The sequence below is a fragment of the Phenylobacterium kunshanense genome, from assembly GCF_003254525.1.
Taxonomy (GTDB): domain Bacteria; phylum Pseudomonadota; class Alphaproteobacteria; order Caulobacterales; family Caulobacteraceae; genus Phenylobacterium; species Phenylobacterium kunshanense.
In genome coordinates this window covers 202,221-217,927 of the sequence record NZ_QFYS01000007.1, presented here as the reverse complement: position 1 = coordinate 217,927, position 15,707 = coordinate 202,221, and the positions used below count along the sequence as shown (strand labels likewise).

Annotated in this window: 14 protein-coding genes; 3 read left to right on the top strand and 11 right to left on the bottom strand. The window is 68.7% G+C overall.

All coding sequences use genetic code 11. The annotated features are described in order from the left end of the window. Positions 1-9 precede the first annotated feature (9 nt). Entirely contained in the window at positions 10-1,182 is a 1,173-nt protein-coding gene (locus tag DJ019_RS16060) for a mechanosensitive ion channel family protein (protein WP_111277071.1), read from the top strand. On the opposite strand, the gene DJ019_RS16055 is transcribed toward DJ019_RS16060, so the two are convergent. From DJ019_RS16055 to DJ019_RS16025, 7 genes are all read right to left on the bottom strand, one after another. Continuing rightward, positions 1,097-1,468: a hypothetical protein gene (locus DJ019_RS16055; protein WP_111277070.1), complete on the bottom strand. Its 372-nt coding sequence runs from the start codon at positions 1,466-1,468 to the stop codon at positions 1,097-1,099. The two genes, DJ019_RS16060 and DJ019_RS16055, sit on opposite strands and share 86 nt — an antisense overlap. A gap of 105 nt (positions 1,469-1,573) precedes the next feature. After that, entirely contained in the window at positions 1,574-2,191 is a 618-nt protein-coding gene (gene rpsD, locus DJ019_RS16050) for a 30S ribosomal protein S4 (protein WP_111277069.1), read from the bottom strand. A 169-nt stretch (positions 2,192-2,360) separates the two neighbouring features. Further along, the gene (locus DJ019_RS16045) at positions 2,361-3,800 is read right to left on the bottom strand and encodes a sensor histidine kinase (protein ID WP_111277108.1); all 1,440 of its coding nucleotides are present in this window, start codon (positions 3,798-3,800) and stop codon (positions 2,361-2,363) included. A 77-nt stretch (positions 3,801-3,877) separates the two neighbouring features. Beyond that, positions 3,878-5,206 (bottom strand): DUF1254 domain-containing protein, encoded by a 1,329-nt coding sequence (locus DJ019_RS16040; RefSeq protein ID WP_111277068.1) that lies wholly within the window; start codon positions 5,204-5,206, stop codon positions 3,878-3,880. A gap of 48 nt (positions 5,207-5,254) precedes the next feature. Further along, positions 5,255-6,496 (bottom strand): DUF1254 domain-containing protein, encoded by a 1,242-nt coding sequence (locus DJ019_RS16035; protein WP_111277067.1) that lies wholly within the window; start codon positions 6,494-6,496, stop codon positions 5,255-5,257. After that, on the bottom strand, positions 6,493-7,578 hold the full coding sequence (locus DJ019_RS16030; RefSeq protein WP_111277066.1) for an NAD(P)H-dependent flavin oxidoreductase: 1,086 nt from the start codon (positions 7,576-7,578) through the stop codon (positions 6,493-6,495). The genes DJ019_RS16035 and DJ019_RS16030 overlap by 4 nt, the downstream gene beginning before the upstream one ends. Continuing rightward, positions 7,575-8,357 carry an RNA methyltransferase gene (locus tag DJ019_RS16025; RefSeq protein WP_111277065.1) on the bottom strand — a complete coding sequence of 261 codons (783 nt, stop codon included), beginning with the start codon at positions 8,355-8,357 and terminating at the stop codon, positions 7,575-7,577. Before DJ019_RS16025 ends, DJ019_RS16030 begins: the two co-directional genes overlap by 4 nt. Before the next feature lie 252 nt (positions 8,358-8,609). Between DJ019_RS16025 and DJ019_RS16020 the strand changes: the two genes are divergently transcribed. Continuing rightward, on the top strand, positions 8,610-9,824 hold the full coding sequence (locus DJ019_RS16020) for an NADP-dependent isocitrate dehydrogenase (protein ID WP_111277064.1): 1,215 nt from the start codon (positions 8,610-8,612) through the stop codon (positions 9,822-9,824). Between the two features lie 77 nt (positions 9,825-9,901). Here DJ019_RS16020 and DJ019_RS16015 read toward each other — a convergent pair whose 3' ends face one another. Continuing rightward, a complete protein-coding gene (locus DJ019_RS16015; protein WP_111277063.1) occupies positions 9,902-10,162 on the bottom strand; it encodes an aa3-type cytochrome c oxidase subunit IV in 261 nt (86 codons plus the stop codon). A 119-nt stretch (positions 10,163-10,281) separates the two neighbouring features. Between DJ019_RS16015 and DJ019_RS16010 the strand changes: the two genes are divergently transcribed. Beyond that, positions 10,282-10,665: a VOC family protein gene (locus tag DJ019_RS16010; protein ID WP_111277062.1), complete on the top strand. Its 384-nt coding sequence runs from the start codon at positions 10,282-10,284 to the stop codon at positions 10,663-10,665. 60 nt (positions 10,666-10,725) lie between these two features. On the opposite strand, the gene DJ019_RS21240 is transcribed toward DJ019_RS16010, so the two are convergent. From DJ019_RS21240 to recA, 3 genes are all read right to left on the bottom strand, one after another. Further along, positions 10,726-11,364, bottom strand: a complete 639-nt coding sequence (locus DJ019_RS21240) for a PEPxxWA-CTERM sorting domain-containing protein (RefSeq protein WP_205854184.1) — start codon at positions 11,362-11,364, stop codon at positions 10,726-10,728. A 120-nt stretch (positions 11,365-11,484) separates the two neighbouring features. Continuing rightward, positions 11,485-14,127 (bottom strand): alanine--tRNA ligase, encoded by a 2,643-nt coding sequence (gene alaS / locus DJ019_RS16000; RefSeq protein WP_111277061.1) that lies wholly within the window; start codon positions 14,125-14,127, stop codon positions 11,485-11,487. A gap of 259 nt (positions 14,128-14,386) precedes the next feature. Continuing rightward, on the bottom strand, positions 14,387-15,469 hold the full coding sequence (gene recA / locus DJ019_RS15995) for a recombinase RecA (RefSeq protein WP_111277060.1): 1,083 nt from the start codon (positions 15,467-15,469) through the stop codon (positions 14,387-14,389). Between the last annotated feature and the right edge of the window lie 238 nt (positions 15,470-15,707).

The following is a 15,707-nucleotide window of genomic DNA, read 5'->3' as shown; positions in this document are numbered from 1 at the left end:
CAGGTCGGAATGGATATCCAGAGCTTCACTCGCGCGCTGGAGGCGCGCCTCGACTGGGCGCCTGCATGGGCCTTCAGCCTGGTGCTCATCGGTCTCGCCCTCGCCGCGGCGCTCGCGGCCTATGGTGGTGTGGTGAGCGTCCTGCGACGCCGACTGACCCGGAAGGACTCCTTCTGGCGCCCGCTTCTCCTCCGCACCCGCAGACCTGCACGGCTCGCAATCTGCATCGGCGCCATCAGCTGGGCCGTGCATGTGGCCCCCCTGCCGGCGCGGGAGGCCACGCTCGTCCAGCACGCCCTGCTGATCGGCTTCATCGTGCTGGTGGGGATGGCGCTGATGACCGCGCTCGACATCGGCTCGGCGCTCTACCTCAGGCGGTTCCGGGTGGACGTTTCGGACAACCTGCTCGCCCGCAAGCATCTGACGCAGGTGAGGATCCTACGGCGGGCCTTGGCGACACTGGTGATCATCCTCACCTGCGCGTTCGTTCTGATGACCATTCCCGGAGTCCGGCAACTCGGCGTGAGCCTGCTGGCCGCAGGCGGCGCCGCGGGCATCATCGTGGGCCTCGCGCTGCAGCCTGTCCTGTCCAACCTGCTGGCGGGGGTTCAGATCGCCCTGACCCAGCCCATCCGCATCGACGACGCCGTCATCGTGGAGGGCGAATGGGGTCGCGTGGAGGAGATCACATCCACCTATGTGGTGGTGAAGATCTGGGATCTCCGTCGGCTGGTCGTGCCGCTCAAATACTTCCTGGAGAACCCTTTCCAGAACTGGACGCGGGAGTCCGCCGACCTCTTGGGAACCGTGATGCTGTACCTCGACTACAGCACGCCGGTTCCGGCCATCCGCGAGAAGCTGGAGGACATCCTCGCCGGCTCGCCGCATTGGGACGGCAAGACCGCCGTGGTCCAGGTGACGGACGCCCGGGAGCGGACCATGGAGGTCCGGATCCTGGCAAGCGCACGCGACTCCGGCGCCGCCTTCGACCTGCGATGCGAGATCCGCGAGAGGATGATCGCGTGGCTCAACGCCGACCACCCCCACGCCCTGCCCCGCGAGCGCTTCGACGTCGCGTTCGACGATGGACCGAGGGTCAGGCGCCGGGACCGCGCCAGGCCACCAGTGGATTCAGCAGGAACACCGGCGTCCGTGGCGGAAGCCCCAGCTCTTCCCAGGTAAAGCGCAGGTCCGCCCGGCCGGCGGCGAACGATCTGCAGGTGTCGAGGCGCCTGCGGCCAAGGGCGAGGGTCACGGCCTCCCCCTTCTTCTCCACATAGACCGCGAAATCCGCCTTCGCCGTACAGCCGCTGGACGCCACGGTGACCGTCAGCGCGTCGCGTCCGGCCTGGGCGCCATACAGCGGCTCGAGTTCGGCCAGCGGTCCACCCGGCGGGGCGATCACCCGCACCGCCCCGGCGCACCCCCCCAGCGCCAGCGCCGCCAAGATGAAGACCCTGCGATTCATGACGCCACTCCGCCACAGCCTTTCCGAGAGCGAAAGGCCCCGGCAAAGCAAAAGGCCCCGGATCGCTCCGGGGCCTTCGCGAAGTCATCGGTACTCGGCGTCAGCTTACGACGCGTAGAACTCGATCACGAGGTTCGGTTCCATCTTCACCGGATACGGCACCTCGGCCAGCTCCGGCGCACGCACGAACGTGGCGGACATGCTCTTCGCCTCGACCGTGATGTAGTCGGGGGTCTCACGCTCGGACGAGCCCAGCGCTTCCAGCACCAGGGCCATGTTGCGCGAACGCTCGCGCACCTGGACCACGTCGCCCGGCTTCACGCGGTACGACGCGATGTTCACGCGCTTGCCGTTCACCAGCACGTGGCCGTGGTTGACGAACTGACGGGCTGCGAACGGAGTCGGCACGAACTTGGCGCGATAGACCACCGCGTCCAGGCGCGATTCCAGCAGGGCGATCAGGTTCTCGGAGGTGTTGCCCTTGCGGCGGGCGGCTTCCTCGTAGATCCGGACGAACTGCTTCTCGGTGATGTTGCCGTAGTAGCCCTTCAGCTTCTGCTTGGCGCGGAGCTGGAGGCCGAAGTCCGACACCTTGGACTTGCGACGCTGGCCGTGCTGGCCGGGGCCGTAGGCGCGGGCATTGATCGGAGACTTCGGACGACCCCAGACGTTTTCGCCCATCCGGCGGTCGAGTTTGTACTTGGCGCTATGGCGCTTGGACATATTCCACTCTCTGTTCGACGCGGCCGGCGACCTCTCGAAGCGGAGATCGCGATCTCAACGGCGGCACTGCATCAACCCGTCATAGACTTCCGGCCGCGCGGGCGAGCCCGGCGGCTGGAAGGCGCGGTGTATGACGGTCGGGCCGCACCGAGTCAAGGACGGCTTGCCTTCAGATGTCGCCCAGCAGTCCCAGCGCCCGTGACGGACTCCGGACGTTCGCCCGCATCTCGCAGACGAGGCCGCTGGGCAGGTAGCGCATGGCGACCTTGCCCCCGAGTTCCCCGCGTAGGCCGCGCTCTATGAGGCGCGATCCGAAGCCCTTCCGCAGCGGGGGCGAAGCCGGCGGCCCGCCCGTTTCGCTCCAGCACACATCGAGGGCGCCGCTGTCCGCATCATGGGTCCACGAGAGGGTGACCTGGCCAGTCGCGGACGACAGCGCGCCGTACTTCACGGCGTTGGTGGCCAGCTCGTGGAAGACGAGCGCGAGGGTGAGCGCCGCGCCGGGCGGCAGCCAGACCTCGCCGCCTGCAAGGCTCACGCGGGTCGGATCCTCGCCGCAGAACGGGCGGAGCGCGCGTTCGGCCAGCTCCCGCAGCAAGGCGCCGTGCCAGCGTTCGCGGGTCAGCACCTCATGCGCCGCCGACAGGCCCAGCAGCCGGGACTCGAACGCCTCGTACGCCGTCGCCGGGTCATAGTCGCCGCGCAGCGTCTGGGCGGCCATCGACTGGACGGTCGCCAGCGTGTTTTTCACCCGGTGGTTCAGTTCGTTGATCAGCAGCCGCAACTGGGCCTGATAGCGCTGCTGGGCGGTCTCGGCGTGCTTCCGGTCGGTGATGTCCTCGACCGTCGCGATGAAGTAGTCGGGATCACCGTTCGCCGTTCGAACAAGCGCGACCGTGAGGTGGACCCAGACGACCTCGCTGGATGGCGTCAGGTACCGTTTCTCCAGCGTGTAGGTGTCGCGTTCTCCATCGATGACGCTCCGCACGAGCGCGAGGTCGACCGCGAGGTCTTCGGGATGCGTGATGTCGACAAACGTCCGCGCCATCAGCAGATCGCGGGAATAGCGGGTGATGGCGCACATGCGCTCGTTGACTTCCAGGAACCGGCCTTCGGGCGAGATCCGGGCCACGCCGACGGGTGTGTGGTCGAAGACCGCCCGGTATCGCGCTTCGGCCGCTTGCAGATTCAGCCGCGCCGTCACGGCCGCCGTCACCACTTCCGTATAGAGGACCAGGCCGCCGATCTCGCCGTCGTCCGTTCGCCACGGCGCCACCGACCAGCGGATCCATTCCGTGCGCCCGGTTTCGCGCTCGAAGGGCTCGCCGTCATGGCTGAGCTCGACGCCCTCCGCCAGCGCCCGCGCATGCAGGTCTCGCCAACGCTGCGGGACGTCGGGAAACACATCGTAGTGCAGGCGTCCGGCGAGCGGCGTGTCGCCGGGGAGGCCCTGGTCGGTCAGGAACTGCCGCGACGCCGCCAGGTACCGCATGGCCCGGTCGAAGATCGCGATGCCGATCGGCGCCTGCGTGAGCGCCGTCAGGACGCTGGATGGAGTCGGCGCCGCCACGCCGGCGCCCTGGTCATGCGCGCCGGCCGGTCCTGTCATGTCGGTAGCCTTGGTGGAATCCATGCGGGAGCCAACTGAACACTGTCATGCGACAGAACGGCCCCCGCGGGCCCAGGTCAACCAGCCGCGAGCGGCGGCAGGCGGTAGCGACCGTCCCGCATCTCCTCCTTGGGCAGGTAGGCCCGCAGGCTGAGGCTGAACGGACCGGTGGCCGGAGCCGGGAGCCAGTTCGACGAGCGGTCGCCTCCCGGATCCTGTCTTGCGATCCAGATGGTGAGCGACCCGTCGGCGTTCGCCTTCAACCCCGGTGTCCGATCGCCGATCGAATACCGGCCGATCGGATTGTCCACGAGGAAGAACTGCCCCTCTCGGGTGGCCTCGTACATGGTCAGGGACCAGAAGGCGTCCACGGCCGGCAGCCGCCCCGCAGGGAAGTGAAGCTTCCACGGTCCGGGACCATCGATCATCCGACCGCCCTGGGCCAGTGCGGGCTGGAGGTACATCGCCTCGGCCGGTGGAAGCGCCGCCAGCCCGGACAGCGCCACGCCGGCCCGGAACAGGTAGTCCTGATTATAGAAGCCCAAGGTCGATCGCGGATAGCTCCAGCCATCGACCGCACTGCCCGGCCGCATGCTCTTCAGCGCCTGCCGCGCGTCCTCGACGCCCGCGTCGATCGCGGCCACCGCGGCGGCATCGAATCTGCCGGGATCGAAGTCGCCGGCAGGACCGAGCCCCAGCGCTGCGATCCGAGCGAACAGGGCGCCGTCCGTCGCCGGCGGCGGGTTGGCCTTCAGCAACTGCGCGACCGCCGTGAAATAGGCCAACGGCGGCGACTGGCGCGTCGCATAGGCAGGCGGCGGCGCCAGGCCTGCCGGGCCCGCGAGCTGCAACTGGTCCTGGAGGGCGTGGACCGCAGGCAGGTCGGCTTCGCCTTCGACGAGAATGCGCGCCAGCAGCCAGCCATGGGGCGTGGTGAGGCGCACGACGTCGGGGCCGGACCCCGGCTGGCCCGGTCCGACGATCGTGTAGCGGCCGCCCGCCCCGCCGCTGGTCCGTGTCCCCAGGACGAAGTCGTTGTCCGTGAACATGCTCATCCCAGCCACCGAGATGTAGCGCTCGCCCGTCGGCGGCACGGTCAGGGTCACCGGCCCCTTGGTCAGGTCGAGCCAGGCGCTGGAATACAGGGTGTCGTTGTTCGGCGCGGTGACCGCCCGCGACTGCGGACCGGCCAGGGCCCGGGTGTGGCCGAACCGGTTGAGTCCCGCCGGCTGGCCGCCTTTGCCCGACAGCGCGCGGGTCCGGGTCGTCGCCATCTCGATGAGCGGCAGGCCGTAGAGCCAGGCCTCGCTGGCCGCGCGCCGCAGGTCACCCTGCGCGGCCGCCGACTGGCCTGCCGGAACCACCCCGAACGCCGCCGCAGCGGCCAGTAACTGACGCCTGTTCACCCGTCACACCCTCCGTCGAGGCCGTGGACCCTGGCGACCGCGCCGGCCTCAGGCAAGCTCGACGGGAGGCATACGGTAATAGCCCCGAAGCAACTCGGGCCTCGGCAGATAGGCGCGCATGAACAGCGCAAAGGGCCCCGCAGGCGCCGGCAGCCAGTTGCCCTCCCGTTCGGTCCCCGGGCTGTCGTGGCCGATCCAGATGTCGAGCGAACCATCGGCGTTGCGGGTGAGTCCCGGCGTCCGGTCGCCGATGGCGTAGCGGTCCAACGGATTGTCGCAGAAGAAGAACTGCCCGTCCGGCATCGCCTCATAGAGGCTGAGCGACCAGAACGAGTCCACGGGCAGATGGCGGTCGGCCGGGAAGTGCAGGCGCCACGCCTTCGTCCCGTCGAAGAGGCGGCGCGGGCCCGGCCCCTCGGCCTGCATGTACATCGCCTCGGCTGGCGGCAGGGCGGCCAAGCCGCCGAGCGCGACGGCCGCCCGCAGCGCGTAGTCCTGGTCGAAGTCGCCGAGGCGGGCGTCGGGATAGGACCAGCCGTCGACGAACTGCGTGCCGCCCAGCCCGCCGCCCCCGCGCACGGCCTCGCGCGCCTCCGCGACGCCGGCCTCCATCTCCGCGGCCTCCGCCTCACTGAACCGATCGGCATCAAACCCTTCCAGGAGGCCCAGCGGCGCCATGCGGCGCAGGATCGCCAGGTCGGTGACCGGCGGCGGGTTGGCCGCCATCAGGGCCGCTGCGCTGGCGAAGTAGTCGCGCCAGCCTGCGTTCCGATCCGCGTAGGGCCCAGGCGCCTCGCAGGGCGGCCCCTGCATGGACAACCCGGCCTGGACTTCGCGCGCCGCCTCCAGATCGTGAGGCCCCTCCACAAGCACGCGGGCCAGCACCCAGACGTGATGGGTAGGCGACCGGACGACGTTCCAGCCCTCGACGGCCTCGCCCGGCCCGACCAGTCGGAAAGTTCCGCCGTCCGGACCCGTGGTCCGCGTGCCCAGGACCGCGAAGTTGTTGGTGTAGGCGTCCATCAGCGCGACCGAGAGATAGCGGTCGCCGGCCGGCGGCAGGGTGATCGTCACAGGCCCGGCGGACAGGTCGACCTGGGCGGTGGAATAGAGCGTGTCGGTGTTGGGCGTGGTGACCGCGCGGTGCTTGTGGTTGGCCAGGCTCCGGACGTGGGCGAAGACCCCCATTCGCTGGCCCAGGGCCTGTCCGCGCTGGCGCGTGGTCGCCACCTCGATGAGCGGCAGGGCGTAGGCGTAGGCTTCCCGCGCAGCAGTCCTCAGATCGCTCACCTATCCCCCCTTCGGGCCGTCCGGTCCGCCAGCCCGACCGCCGCTTCGCGGGCCTCGGCCCACCATTTGCGCATCAGGTCTCCGGCGTGGCCCGGCTGCGCGAGGGCGACGGCCTGCCCGGCCCAGAGTGAGATCAGCTCCGGAGCGTCGGCCTGGGTCGCGGCGGCGCGCAGCGGCTGGGTCAGCCGGTTCTGCACAGGATAGGCCGGGACGTCGTCCTGCACCCCATGCATCAGACGCATGAACCTGTTCTCGATTCCGCGGGCGAAGCGGCCCGTGAACGCCCGGGTGAGCCGCGTGGGATCGTCTCCCGCCTCGGCCAGGGCGCGCCGCCACGGGGCCGACGTCACCGCTTCGTCGGCCAGCAGGAACGCGGTGCCCATCTGCACGGCCGATGCGCCCAGCGCCAGCGCGGCCGCCACGCCGCGCCCGTCCATGATCCCTCCGGCGGCGATCACCGGCAGGTCCACGGCCGCGCGGATCGTTCCGACCAGGGCCATGGTCCCCACAAGGCTCGCCTCGGCGTCCGCAAGGAAATGGCCCCGATGACCGCCGGCCTCGAAGCCCTGGGCGCAGATCCCGTCGGCGCCGACCTCGGCCCAGGCCCGCGCCTCCGCCACAGTGGTCGCCGTGCCCACGACGAGCGTCCCGGCGGCATGCAGGGCGTCCACCTGATCCCCGCTGAGAATTCCGAACGTGAACGACGCCACCGGCGGCGCTGCGGCGGTCAGCGCGTCAAACTGGGCCTCGAAGTCGGGAGCGAACTGGTTGGGGAGGGTCGGCAGGGGCTGTCCCAGCTCCGCGTACCAGGGCGCCAGTCGCGACAGCGCCGCCTCGAGTTCGCCCCTGTCCGGCTCGGCGGCCTGCGCCATCAGCAGGTTGACCCCGAATGGACCGTCTGTGACGGCTCTCAGGGCCTCGACGGCGCGACCGAGGTCTTGCGGCTCCAGGGCGCCGGCCGCGAGCGAGCCCATGCCGCCCGCGCCGTTGACCGCCACCGCCAGTTCGCCCGCAGAGGCGCCCACCATGGGAGCCTGGAGGATCGGAATCTCCAGCCCGTCCAGGAGCGCCCGCAGGCTCATCCGCCCGCCTCGCCCTTCTTCCTGGCGATCTTCTCCAGCACCTTGCCGCGGCCGCGACTCAGCGCCGTGATCACGCCGCGAAGGGTGCGCACCTCCTGATCGGTGAAGCGCGCCTTGCCCAGCGCCGATCGCAGGTTCTGGATCATGTTCGGGGTCTTCTCCGGCGGATGGAAGAAGCCAGCGGTCTCCAGCTCCCGCTCCAGGTGCTCGTAGAGCCCCAGCAGCGCTTCGCCGGTGGCAGGACCCGGGCCGGGCCGGAAGTTGGGCGGGGCGGCGTCCAGCAGGGTCGCGCGCCACTCATAGGCGTTGATCGCCACCGCCTGCCCCAGGTTCAGGGATCGGAAGCGCGGGTCGATCGGGATGGTCACGATACCCTGGCAGAGCGCGATGTCCGAGGTCTCCAGCCCCGCGCGTTCGCCGCCGAACAGCAACCCGATCCGCTCGCCACGTTGCGCGGCCTGGAGCAGCTCGGACGCCGCCGCGCGCGGGGTCAGGACCGGCAGGGTCAGCTCGCGCGGCCGCGCCGTCGTGGCGAAGACGAGTTGCAGGTCGGCGATGGCCTCGGCGACCGTGTCGAACACGCGCGCGGCGTTCAGGGGCCACTCCGCACCCGACGCCAGCGCCCAGGCGCGCTCCTGGGGCCAGCCGTCGCGGGGGTTCACGAGCCGGAGGTCGGCCAAGCCGAAGTTGGCCATGACGCGGGCCACCGCGCCGATGTTCTCGGCCAGCTGGGGCGCATTCAGGATGATGACGGGTGCGGAGGGAGCGGCGTCGGCCATGACGCGTTTAGAGGCGCCCGGCCGACGAATGGCAACCCCGCCCGAGTCGACGCGCACGCCCACGCGCCGCAGTCGAGGCGCCTTTTGCCGTCCGGGTCGGCCGTTCGGGGCGCCAAAAGCCTCGTGTCATGCTCCCTTCGAGAGAGCATCTGCGGATTCTGAGGCCCCTGACGCAGCGGCTAGCCTTTGCGTCGGCGCTCCTGACGGCTATACGGCCCCAAACGAAAATTCCGCCCGGAGCGTCCGCCCCTCATGGCCAAGATCAAAGTCGCCAACCCTGTCGTGGATCTCGACGGGGACGAGATGACCCGCATCATCTGGAAGCTGATCAAGGACAAGCTGATCTTCCCCTTCCTCGACCTCGAGATCGACTACTACGACCTGGGGATGGAGCACCGCGACGCCACCGACGACAAGGTGACCGTCGAGGCGGCTGAAGCCATCAAGCGCCACGGCGTCGGCATCAAGTGCGCCACCATCACGCCGGACGAAGCCCGGGTGAAGGAATTCAACCTCAAGAAGATGTGGAAGTCGCCGAACGGCACGATCCGCAACATCCTCGGCGGCGTGGTCTTCCGCGAGCCGATCATCTGCAAGAACGTGCCGCGGCTGATCCCGGGCTGGACCCAGCCGATCATCGTCGGCCGCCACGCCTTCGGCGACCAGTACAAGGCCACCGACTTCAAGGTGCCCGGCAAGGGCAAGCTCAGCATCAAGTGGGTCGGCGAGAACGGCGAGACGATCGAGCACGAGGTGTTCGACTTCCCCAGCAGCGGCGTCGCCATGGGGATGTACAACCTCGACGAGTCGATCCGCGAGTTCGCCCGGGCCAGCCTGGCCTACGGCCTCGCCCGCAACTACCCGGTCTACCTGTCGACGAAGAACACGATCCTCAAGGCCTATGACGGGCGCTTCAAGGACATCTTCGCCGAGGTCTACGAGGCCGAGTTCGCCGCCCAGTTCAAGGAAGCCGGCCTCGTCTACGAGCACCGCCTGATCGACGACATGGTGGCCTCGGCCCTCAAGTGGTCCGGCGGCTTCATCTGGGCCTGCAAGAACTACGACGGCGACGTGCAGTCCGACCAGGTCGCCCAGGGCTTCGGCTCGCTGGGCTTGATGACCTCGGTGCTGATCACGCCCGACGGCAAGATCATGGAGGCGGAAGCCGCTCACGGCACCGTCACCCGCCACTACCGCCAGCACCAGCGCGGCGAGTCGACCTCCACGAACTCCATCGCCTCGATCTTCGCCTGGACTCAGGGCCTGAAGCACCGCGCCAAGCTCGACGGCAACGCCGAGCTGACCCACTTCTGCGACACCCTCGAAAAGGTCTGCGTGGCGACGGTCGAAAGCGGCTCGATGACCAAGGACCTGGCGCTTCTGGTCGGCGACACCCAAGGCTGGCTCACCACCGAGGGCTTCATCGACAAGGTGGCGGCGAACCTGGAAAAGGCGCTGGCCGCCTGAGGTCACGCCCAACCTGAGTCCACGCCCGACGTGAACGACAGCGCCGTCCGCGAACCCCGCGGGCGGCGTTTTCCGTTTCAGCGCCCCTGCGCCCAGACGTCGAGGGGCTGCTTCTCTTCGTGGCGGATCAGGATCTGATAGCCCACGACGAACGCCACGATGGCAATCAGCGTCCCGCCCAGGAACCCGGCCGGCGACGCGAACCATAGCGTCAGCCACAGGATCAGGTCCCCAAGCACAAGCATCGCCCAGCGCGTGAGCAGGCTGAACGCGTGATAGGTCCGCTCATGGGCGACGACATCGGGGGTCTGGTCGCCAAAGTGCTCGCGAGTATCCATCTCGGCCTCCGAAAAACTGGCGTTATGCGAGAGGACACCCACGCGAACTCCGCGTCAACTATGTTCTTGCTTTGTTCGCTTTTGGCGCTAGCCTCTGGTCAGGCCTTCAGGAGACCAGGATGACCATCGGCTATGTGACGATCGGCGCGCACGACGTGGACGCCGCCCTGCCCTTCTTCGACGCCGTCCTCGGCGCCCTGGACTGGGAGCGTAGCCAGCCTTTCCCCGGCTGGGCGTTCTATGGGCCCAAGGGGGGTGAGCCCTGCCTCGGCATCTGCAAGCCCTACGACGGAGAGGCGCCGCGCGCGGGTAACGGGATCATGGTGGCGCTCAAGGCCCGCGACCAGGCGCAGGTGAAGGCGGTCCATGCCGCCGCTATCGACGCCGGAGGATCGGACGAGGGCGGCCCCGGATACCGCCCCGCTGAAGCCACCAGCGGATTCTATGCCGCCTACTTCCGCGACCCGGTGGGCAACAAGTTCTGCGCCTTCATCGCCGAGTGACGCAAACGAAGACGGCCGGGATCACTCCCGGCCGTCCGCTGTGTTCCTGATCGTATTGGCTCAGGCCAACGCTAGCGCCCGGCGACGGCGCAGGGTCGCTCCCGCCATGCCGAAGCCGCCGATTATCAGCGCCCAGGTCGCGGGCTCGGGGACGGCGGCAAACGTCGGATCATTGTCCCAGTCGAACGTGGCCGAGACCTTCAGGCCATGCCGCTTGCCCTCGTGCACGCCGAAGAAGCCCTCATTGAACTGGCCACCATTCACGCTGATCGTCATCCGCCCGGGATCGACCAGACCGGGCAGACCCTCGCCCCAGACGAACAGGGCGGACCCGCCGTTGTTCCAGGTCAGCTGTCCGCCCTGGATGATCCCGAAAAACTCCGCGTACCCCTGGGTCGTGCCGCCCACATCGATCGGGCCGTTGTTGGGCGTCGGGGCCGTAAAGGTGAAGCGCAGGGAGATCGGCGAGGCGACGATATCGTCCGGATTGACCGTCGTCTCGTTGGTGTAAAGTTTGAACAGATCGAACTGGTCTGGATTCGCCGCGCCGAGATCAATGTTGAAGTTCGGGCTGCTGAGCGTTTGCACGTTCAGCACGAGGCCGGGATCAGCAGAATTGTAGCTGGTGAGCTGCCACGTGCCGGCAAACACCGTCGCCTGAGCCTGGGTAGCGGCGAGCAGACCGCCGACGGCGGCCACGGCCGCAACGAAATTCATACGCATGACTACCCCAATCCCCGATTTCGAGCTGAACTCGACTCGCTTGTAGCGTCGCCGTGGATGCCGTTCTACGACGAACAACCTGGGGGAGAATTCAGCTCACCCGCCGAGGGCGGCCTTGACCGCCGCGAGGCCTTCTTCGGCCTTGGCGGCGTCTGGGGCGCCGCCCTGGGCGAAATCGGGACGCCCGCCGGCTCCCTGTCCGCCCATGGCCTGGACCGCCGCTTTGGCCAGCTCCACCGCGTTGAACCGCGCCTGCGCCGCGCCGGTCACCGCCACGGTCGCCGCCGCCTTGCCGTCGGCGGTGCCGATGAGCGCGATGACACCGTCCGGAAGCTGCTTCTTGAACTCCTCGGCGATGGGGCGCAGGTCCTTGCCGCCGACACCCTCCATGATGCGCGCCATAACCTGCACGCCGCCGATCTCTTCAGGACCCGCGGCCGCACCGCCGCCCCCGCCCATGGCGAGCTGGCGCTTCGCCTCGGCGAGCTCCTTCTCCAGCTTGCGGACCTGGACCTGCAGCGCCTCCACCCGGCCACCCACCTCGGACACCGGCGTCTTGAACTGCTCGGCCAGCGCCTTGGCGACCTGGGCCTGCTCCAGCAGCCAGCGGCGCGCGCTCTCGCCGGTCAGGGCCTCGATCCGGCGCACACCTGCCGCCACGCCCTGTTCGGAGACGATCTTGAAGAGGGCGATGTCGCCCGTACGCGCCACATGGGTGCCGCCGCACAGTTCGACCGAATAGGTCCCCTCCCCGCCCAGCGCCTGGCCCAGGGTGAGGACGCGCACGCTGTCGCCATACTTCTCGCCGAACAGCGCCATGGCGCCGGCCTCGATGGCCTCCTGCGCCTGCATGATCTTGGTCTCGGCCGCCCGGTTCTGGCGCACCACGGCGTTCACCTCGGCCTCGATCCTGTCGATCTCATCCGGCGTCAGCGGCTGGCCATGGCTGAAGTCGAAGCGGATGCGCTCCCCGTCGACCATCTGGCCCTTCTGCGTGACATGTCGGCCGAGCACGTTGCGGAGCGCGGCGTGCAAGAGGTGGGTCGCCGAATGGTTGGCCCGGGTCGACGCGCGGCATTCGGCGTCGACCGCCAGTCGAACGCGGGCGCCGGCGGTCAATGTGCCCTCGAGGATCTCGAGGTGGTGCACGTGAAGGTCGCCGGCCTGCTTCTGGACGTCGGTGACGCGGGCGCGCCCCCCCTGCCAGTCCACTTCGCCACGGTCGCCGGCCTGGCCGCCGCTTTCGGCGTAGAACGGCGTACGGTCGAACAACGCCTGGACGGTCGCGCCCGCGGCAGCGCCCTCCACCTCGTGCCCGTCCTCGACGAGGGTGAGCAACTCGCCCGTGCCCTCGGTCTCCTCGTAGCCGGTGAAGACGGTCGGCCCCAGGCGGTCGCGGATCGAGAACCACTCGGCCGCCGCCGCCACCTGGCCCGAGCCCTTCCACGCGCCGCGCGCCATCTCGCGCTGGCGGGCCATGGCGGCGTCGTACTCGTCGAGGTTCACCGTCAGCCCCTTGGCCCGCACGGCGTCCTGCGTCAGGTCGAGCGGGAAGCCGTAGGTGTCGTAGAGCTTGAACGCGGTCTCCCCGGACAGGATATCGCCATCGCCCAGCCCTGCGGTCGCCTCGTCGAGGAGCGCGAGGCCGCGGCCGAGCGTGACCCGGAAGCGTTCCTCCTCCTGGCGCAGGGTGTCGACGATCGCATCCTCGGCGCGCTTCAGTTCGGGATAGGCCTGCCCCATCTCGCTCACCAGCGTCGGCGCGACGCGGTGCATCAGGGGTTCCTCCGCGCCCAGCAGGTGCGCGTGCCGCATGGCGCGCCGCATGATCCGGCGCAGGACATAGCCCCGCCCCTCGTTGGACGGCATGACCCCGTCGGCGATCAGGAAGCTGGACGAGCGCAGGTGGTCGGCGATCACCCGGTGCGAGGGCGTCGTCTCGGCGCCGTCGGCGTGCAGCTCGCGCTTTGACGCGGCGATCAGCGTCTTGAACAGGTCGACGTCATAGTTGTCGTGGACGCCCTGCAGGACCGCGGCGATCCGCTCCAGGCCCATCCCGGTGTCGATCGACGGCCTGGGCAGCGCGGTTCGCGTGCCGTCGGCGAACTGCTCGAACTGCATGAAGACGAGGTTCCACACCTCGACGAAGCGGTCGCCGTCCTCGTCCGGACTGCCGGGCGGGCCGCCGGCGATGTGGTCGCCATGATCATAGAAGATCTCGGAGCACGGCCCGCACGGCCCCGTGTCGCCCATGGACCAGAAGTTGTCGCTGGTCGGGATCCGGATGATCTTGTGGTCGGACAGGCCGGCGATCTTCTTCCAGAGCGCGTGGGCCTCGTCGTCGGTGTGGTAGACCGTGACCGTAAGCTTCTCGGCCGGGAGTCCGAACTCCTTGGTCAGCAGCTCCCAGGCATGCGTGATCGCGCGTTCCTTGAAGTAGTCACCGAACGAGAAATTGCCCAGCATCTCGAAGAAGGTGTGGTGGCGCGCGGTATAGCCGACGTTGTCCAGGTCGTTGTGCTTGCCGCCGGCGCGGACCGACTTCTGCGAGCTGGCGGCCCGCGGCCAGGGCGGGGTCTCGGCGCCCGTGAAGTAGTTCTTGAACGGCACCATGCCGGCGTTGACGAACAGCAGCGTCGGGTCGTTCTGCGGGACCAGCGGAGCCGACGGCACGACGGCGTGATCCTGCTTCCGGAAGTACTCGAGGAAGTGGGTGCGGATCTCGTTCAGGCTCGGCATCGGTCTGCAATCGTCAAACGGTTGGACTTTACGCTCCCGCGCAAGTCGGGAACCGGCGACCTCTTACGAAACCTCGCGGGGCCCGCCAAAGGAAAACCACGCGCACGAAGCGGAAGCTGAAACGAAGAAGGACGCCTGGGGCGCGCGCCCAGGCGTCCAGCCTCTGAAGCGACCCGACCAACGCCACGCTGGGTGGCTCGCCGGGGCGGACCTGGTTGGCGGGGAGGCCCGCCCGGCGCGCGGCGGCGCCGGCGTCGCCTCAGAGGGAGCCGTCCTCGTCGTCCGCGCCCTCGGGCGGACCCACCAGAAGCTGTTCCTCGACCGTCTCCTTGGCGCCGCGCACCTGCTTTTCGATCTGCTCGGCGATGTCCCGGTTCTGCTTCAGGAACTCACGGACGTTGTCGCGCCCCTGGCCGATACGCTGGCTGTTCCAGGAGAACCAAGAACCGGACTTCTCGATCACCCCGGCCTTCACGCCCAGGTCGATGATCTCACCCAGCTTGGAGATCCCCTCGCCGTACATGATGTCGAATTCGACCTCCCGGAACGGTGGCGCGACCTTGTTCTTCACCACTTTCACGCGGACGTTGTTCCCGACGATCTCGTCCCGCTGCTTCACCGAGCCGGTCCGACGGATGTCGAGGCGCACCGAGGCGTAGAACTTCAGCGCGTTGCCGCCCGTGGTCGTCTCGGGACTGCCGTACATCACCCCGATCTTCATGCGGATCTGGTTGATGAAGATCACGAGGGTCTTGGCCTTGGAGATCGACGCGGTGAGCTTGCGCAGCGCCTGGCTCATCAGGCGCGCCTGCAGGCCGGGCAAGGAATCGCCCATATCGCCCTCGATCTCGGCCCGCGGCGTCAGAGCCGCGACCGAGTCGATCACGATCACGTCCACGGCGTTGGAACGCACGAGGGTGTCGGTGATCTCCAGCGCCTGCTCGCCAGTGTCGGGCTGGGCGACCAGCAGATCGTCCAGGTTCACCCCAAGTTTGTGCGCGTAGGACGGGTCCAGCGCATGCTCGGCGTCCACGAAGGCCGCGGTGCCTCCCGCCTTCTGCACTTCCGCCACCACGTGCAGGGCCAGGGTGGTCTTGCCCGAGCTCTCAGGCCCGTAGATCTCGACGATCCGCCCCTTGGGCAGGCCGCCGATGCCCAGGGCCAGGTCGAGACCTAGCGAGCCCGTGGAGACCGCCTCGATCTCCACGACCTTGCCCTTGTCGCCCAGCTTCATGACCGAGCCCTTGCCGAACGCCCGGTCGATCTGCGCTAGCGCGGCTTCAAGCGCGCGCTGCTTATCCGAATCTTCTTTGCCCACGAGCCTCAACGCCGACTGCGACATGCCAAGCCCTCTCTATCCCACGATTCCGCCAACCGCTCGGCCCGTCAGCGGGCTCCACGAGAGGACTCAAGTCGTACCGGCTTTGTTCCATGTTCGCAAGACGTTCTTTTCCGGCTTGCCGGCGGCCGGGTGGCGAAATGTCGCGGGGGTTCGAGCTCATCAATGCGCCCGCCATACCGCTCAGGTTCCAGCGATTTACCAATAATCAAACCCGGACTGGGCAAGTTCGGCACGAAGG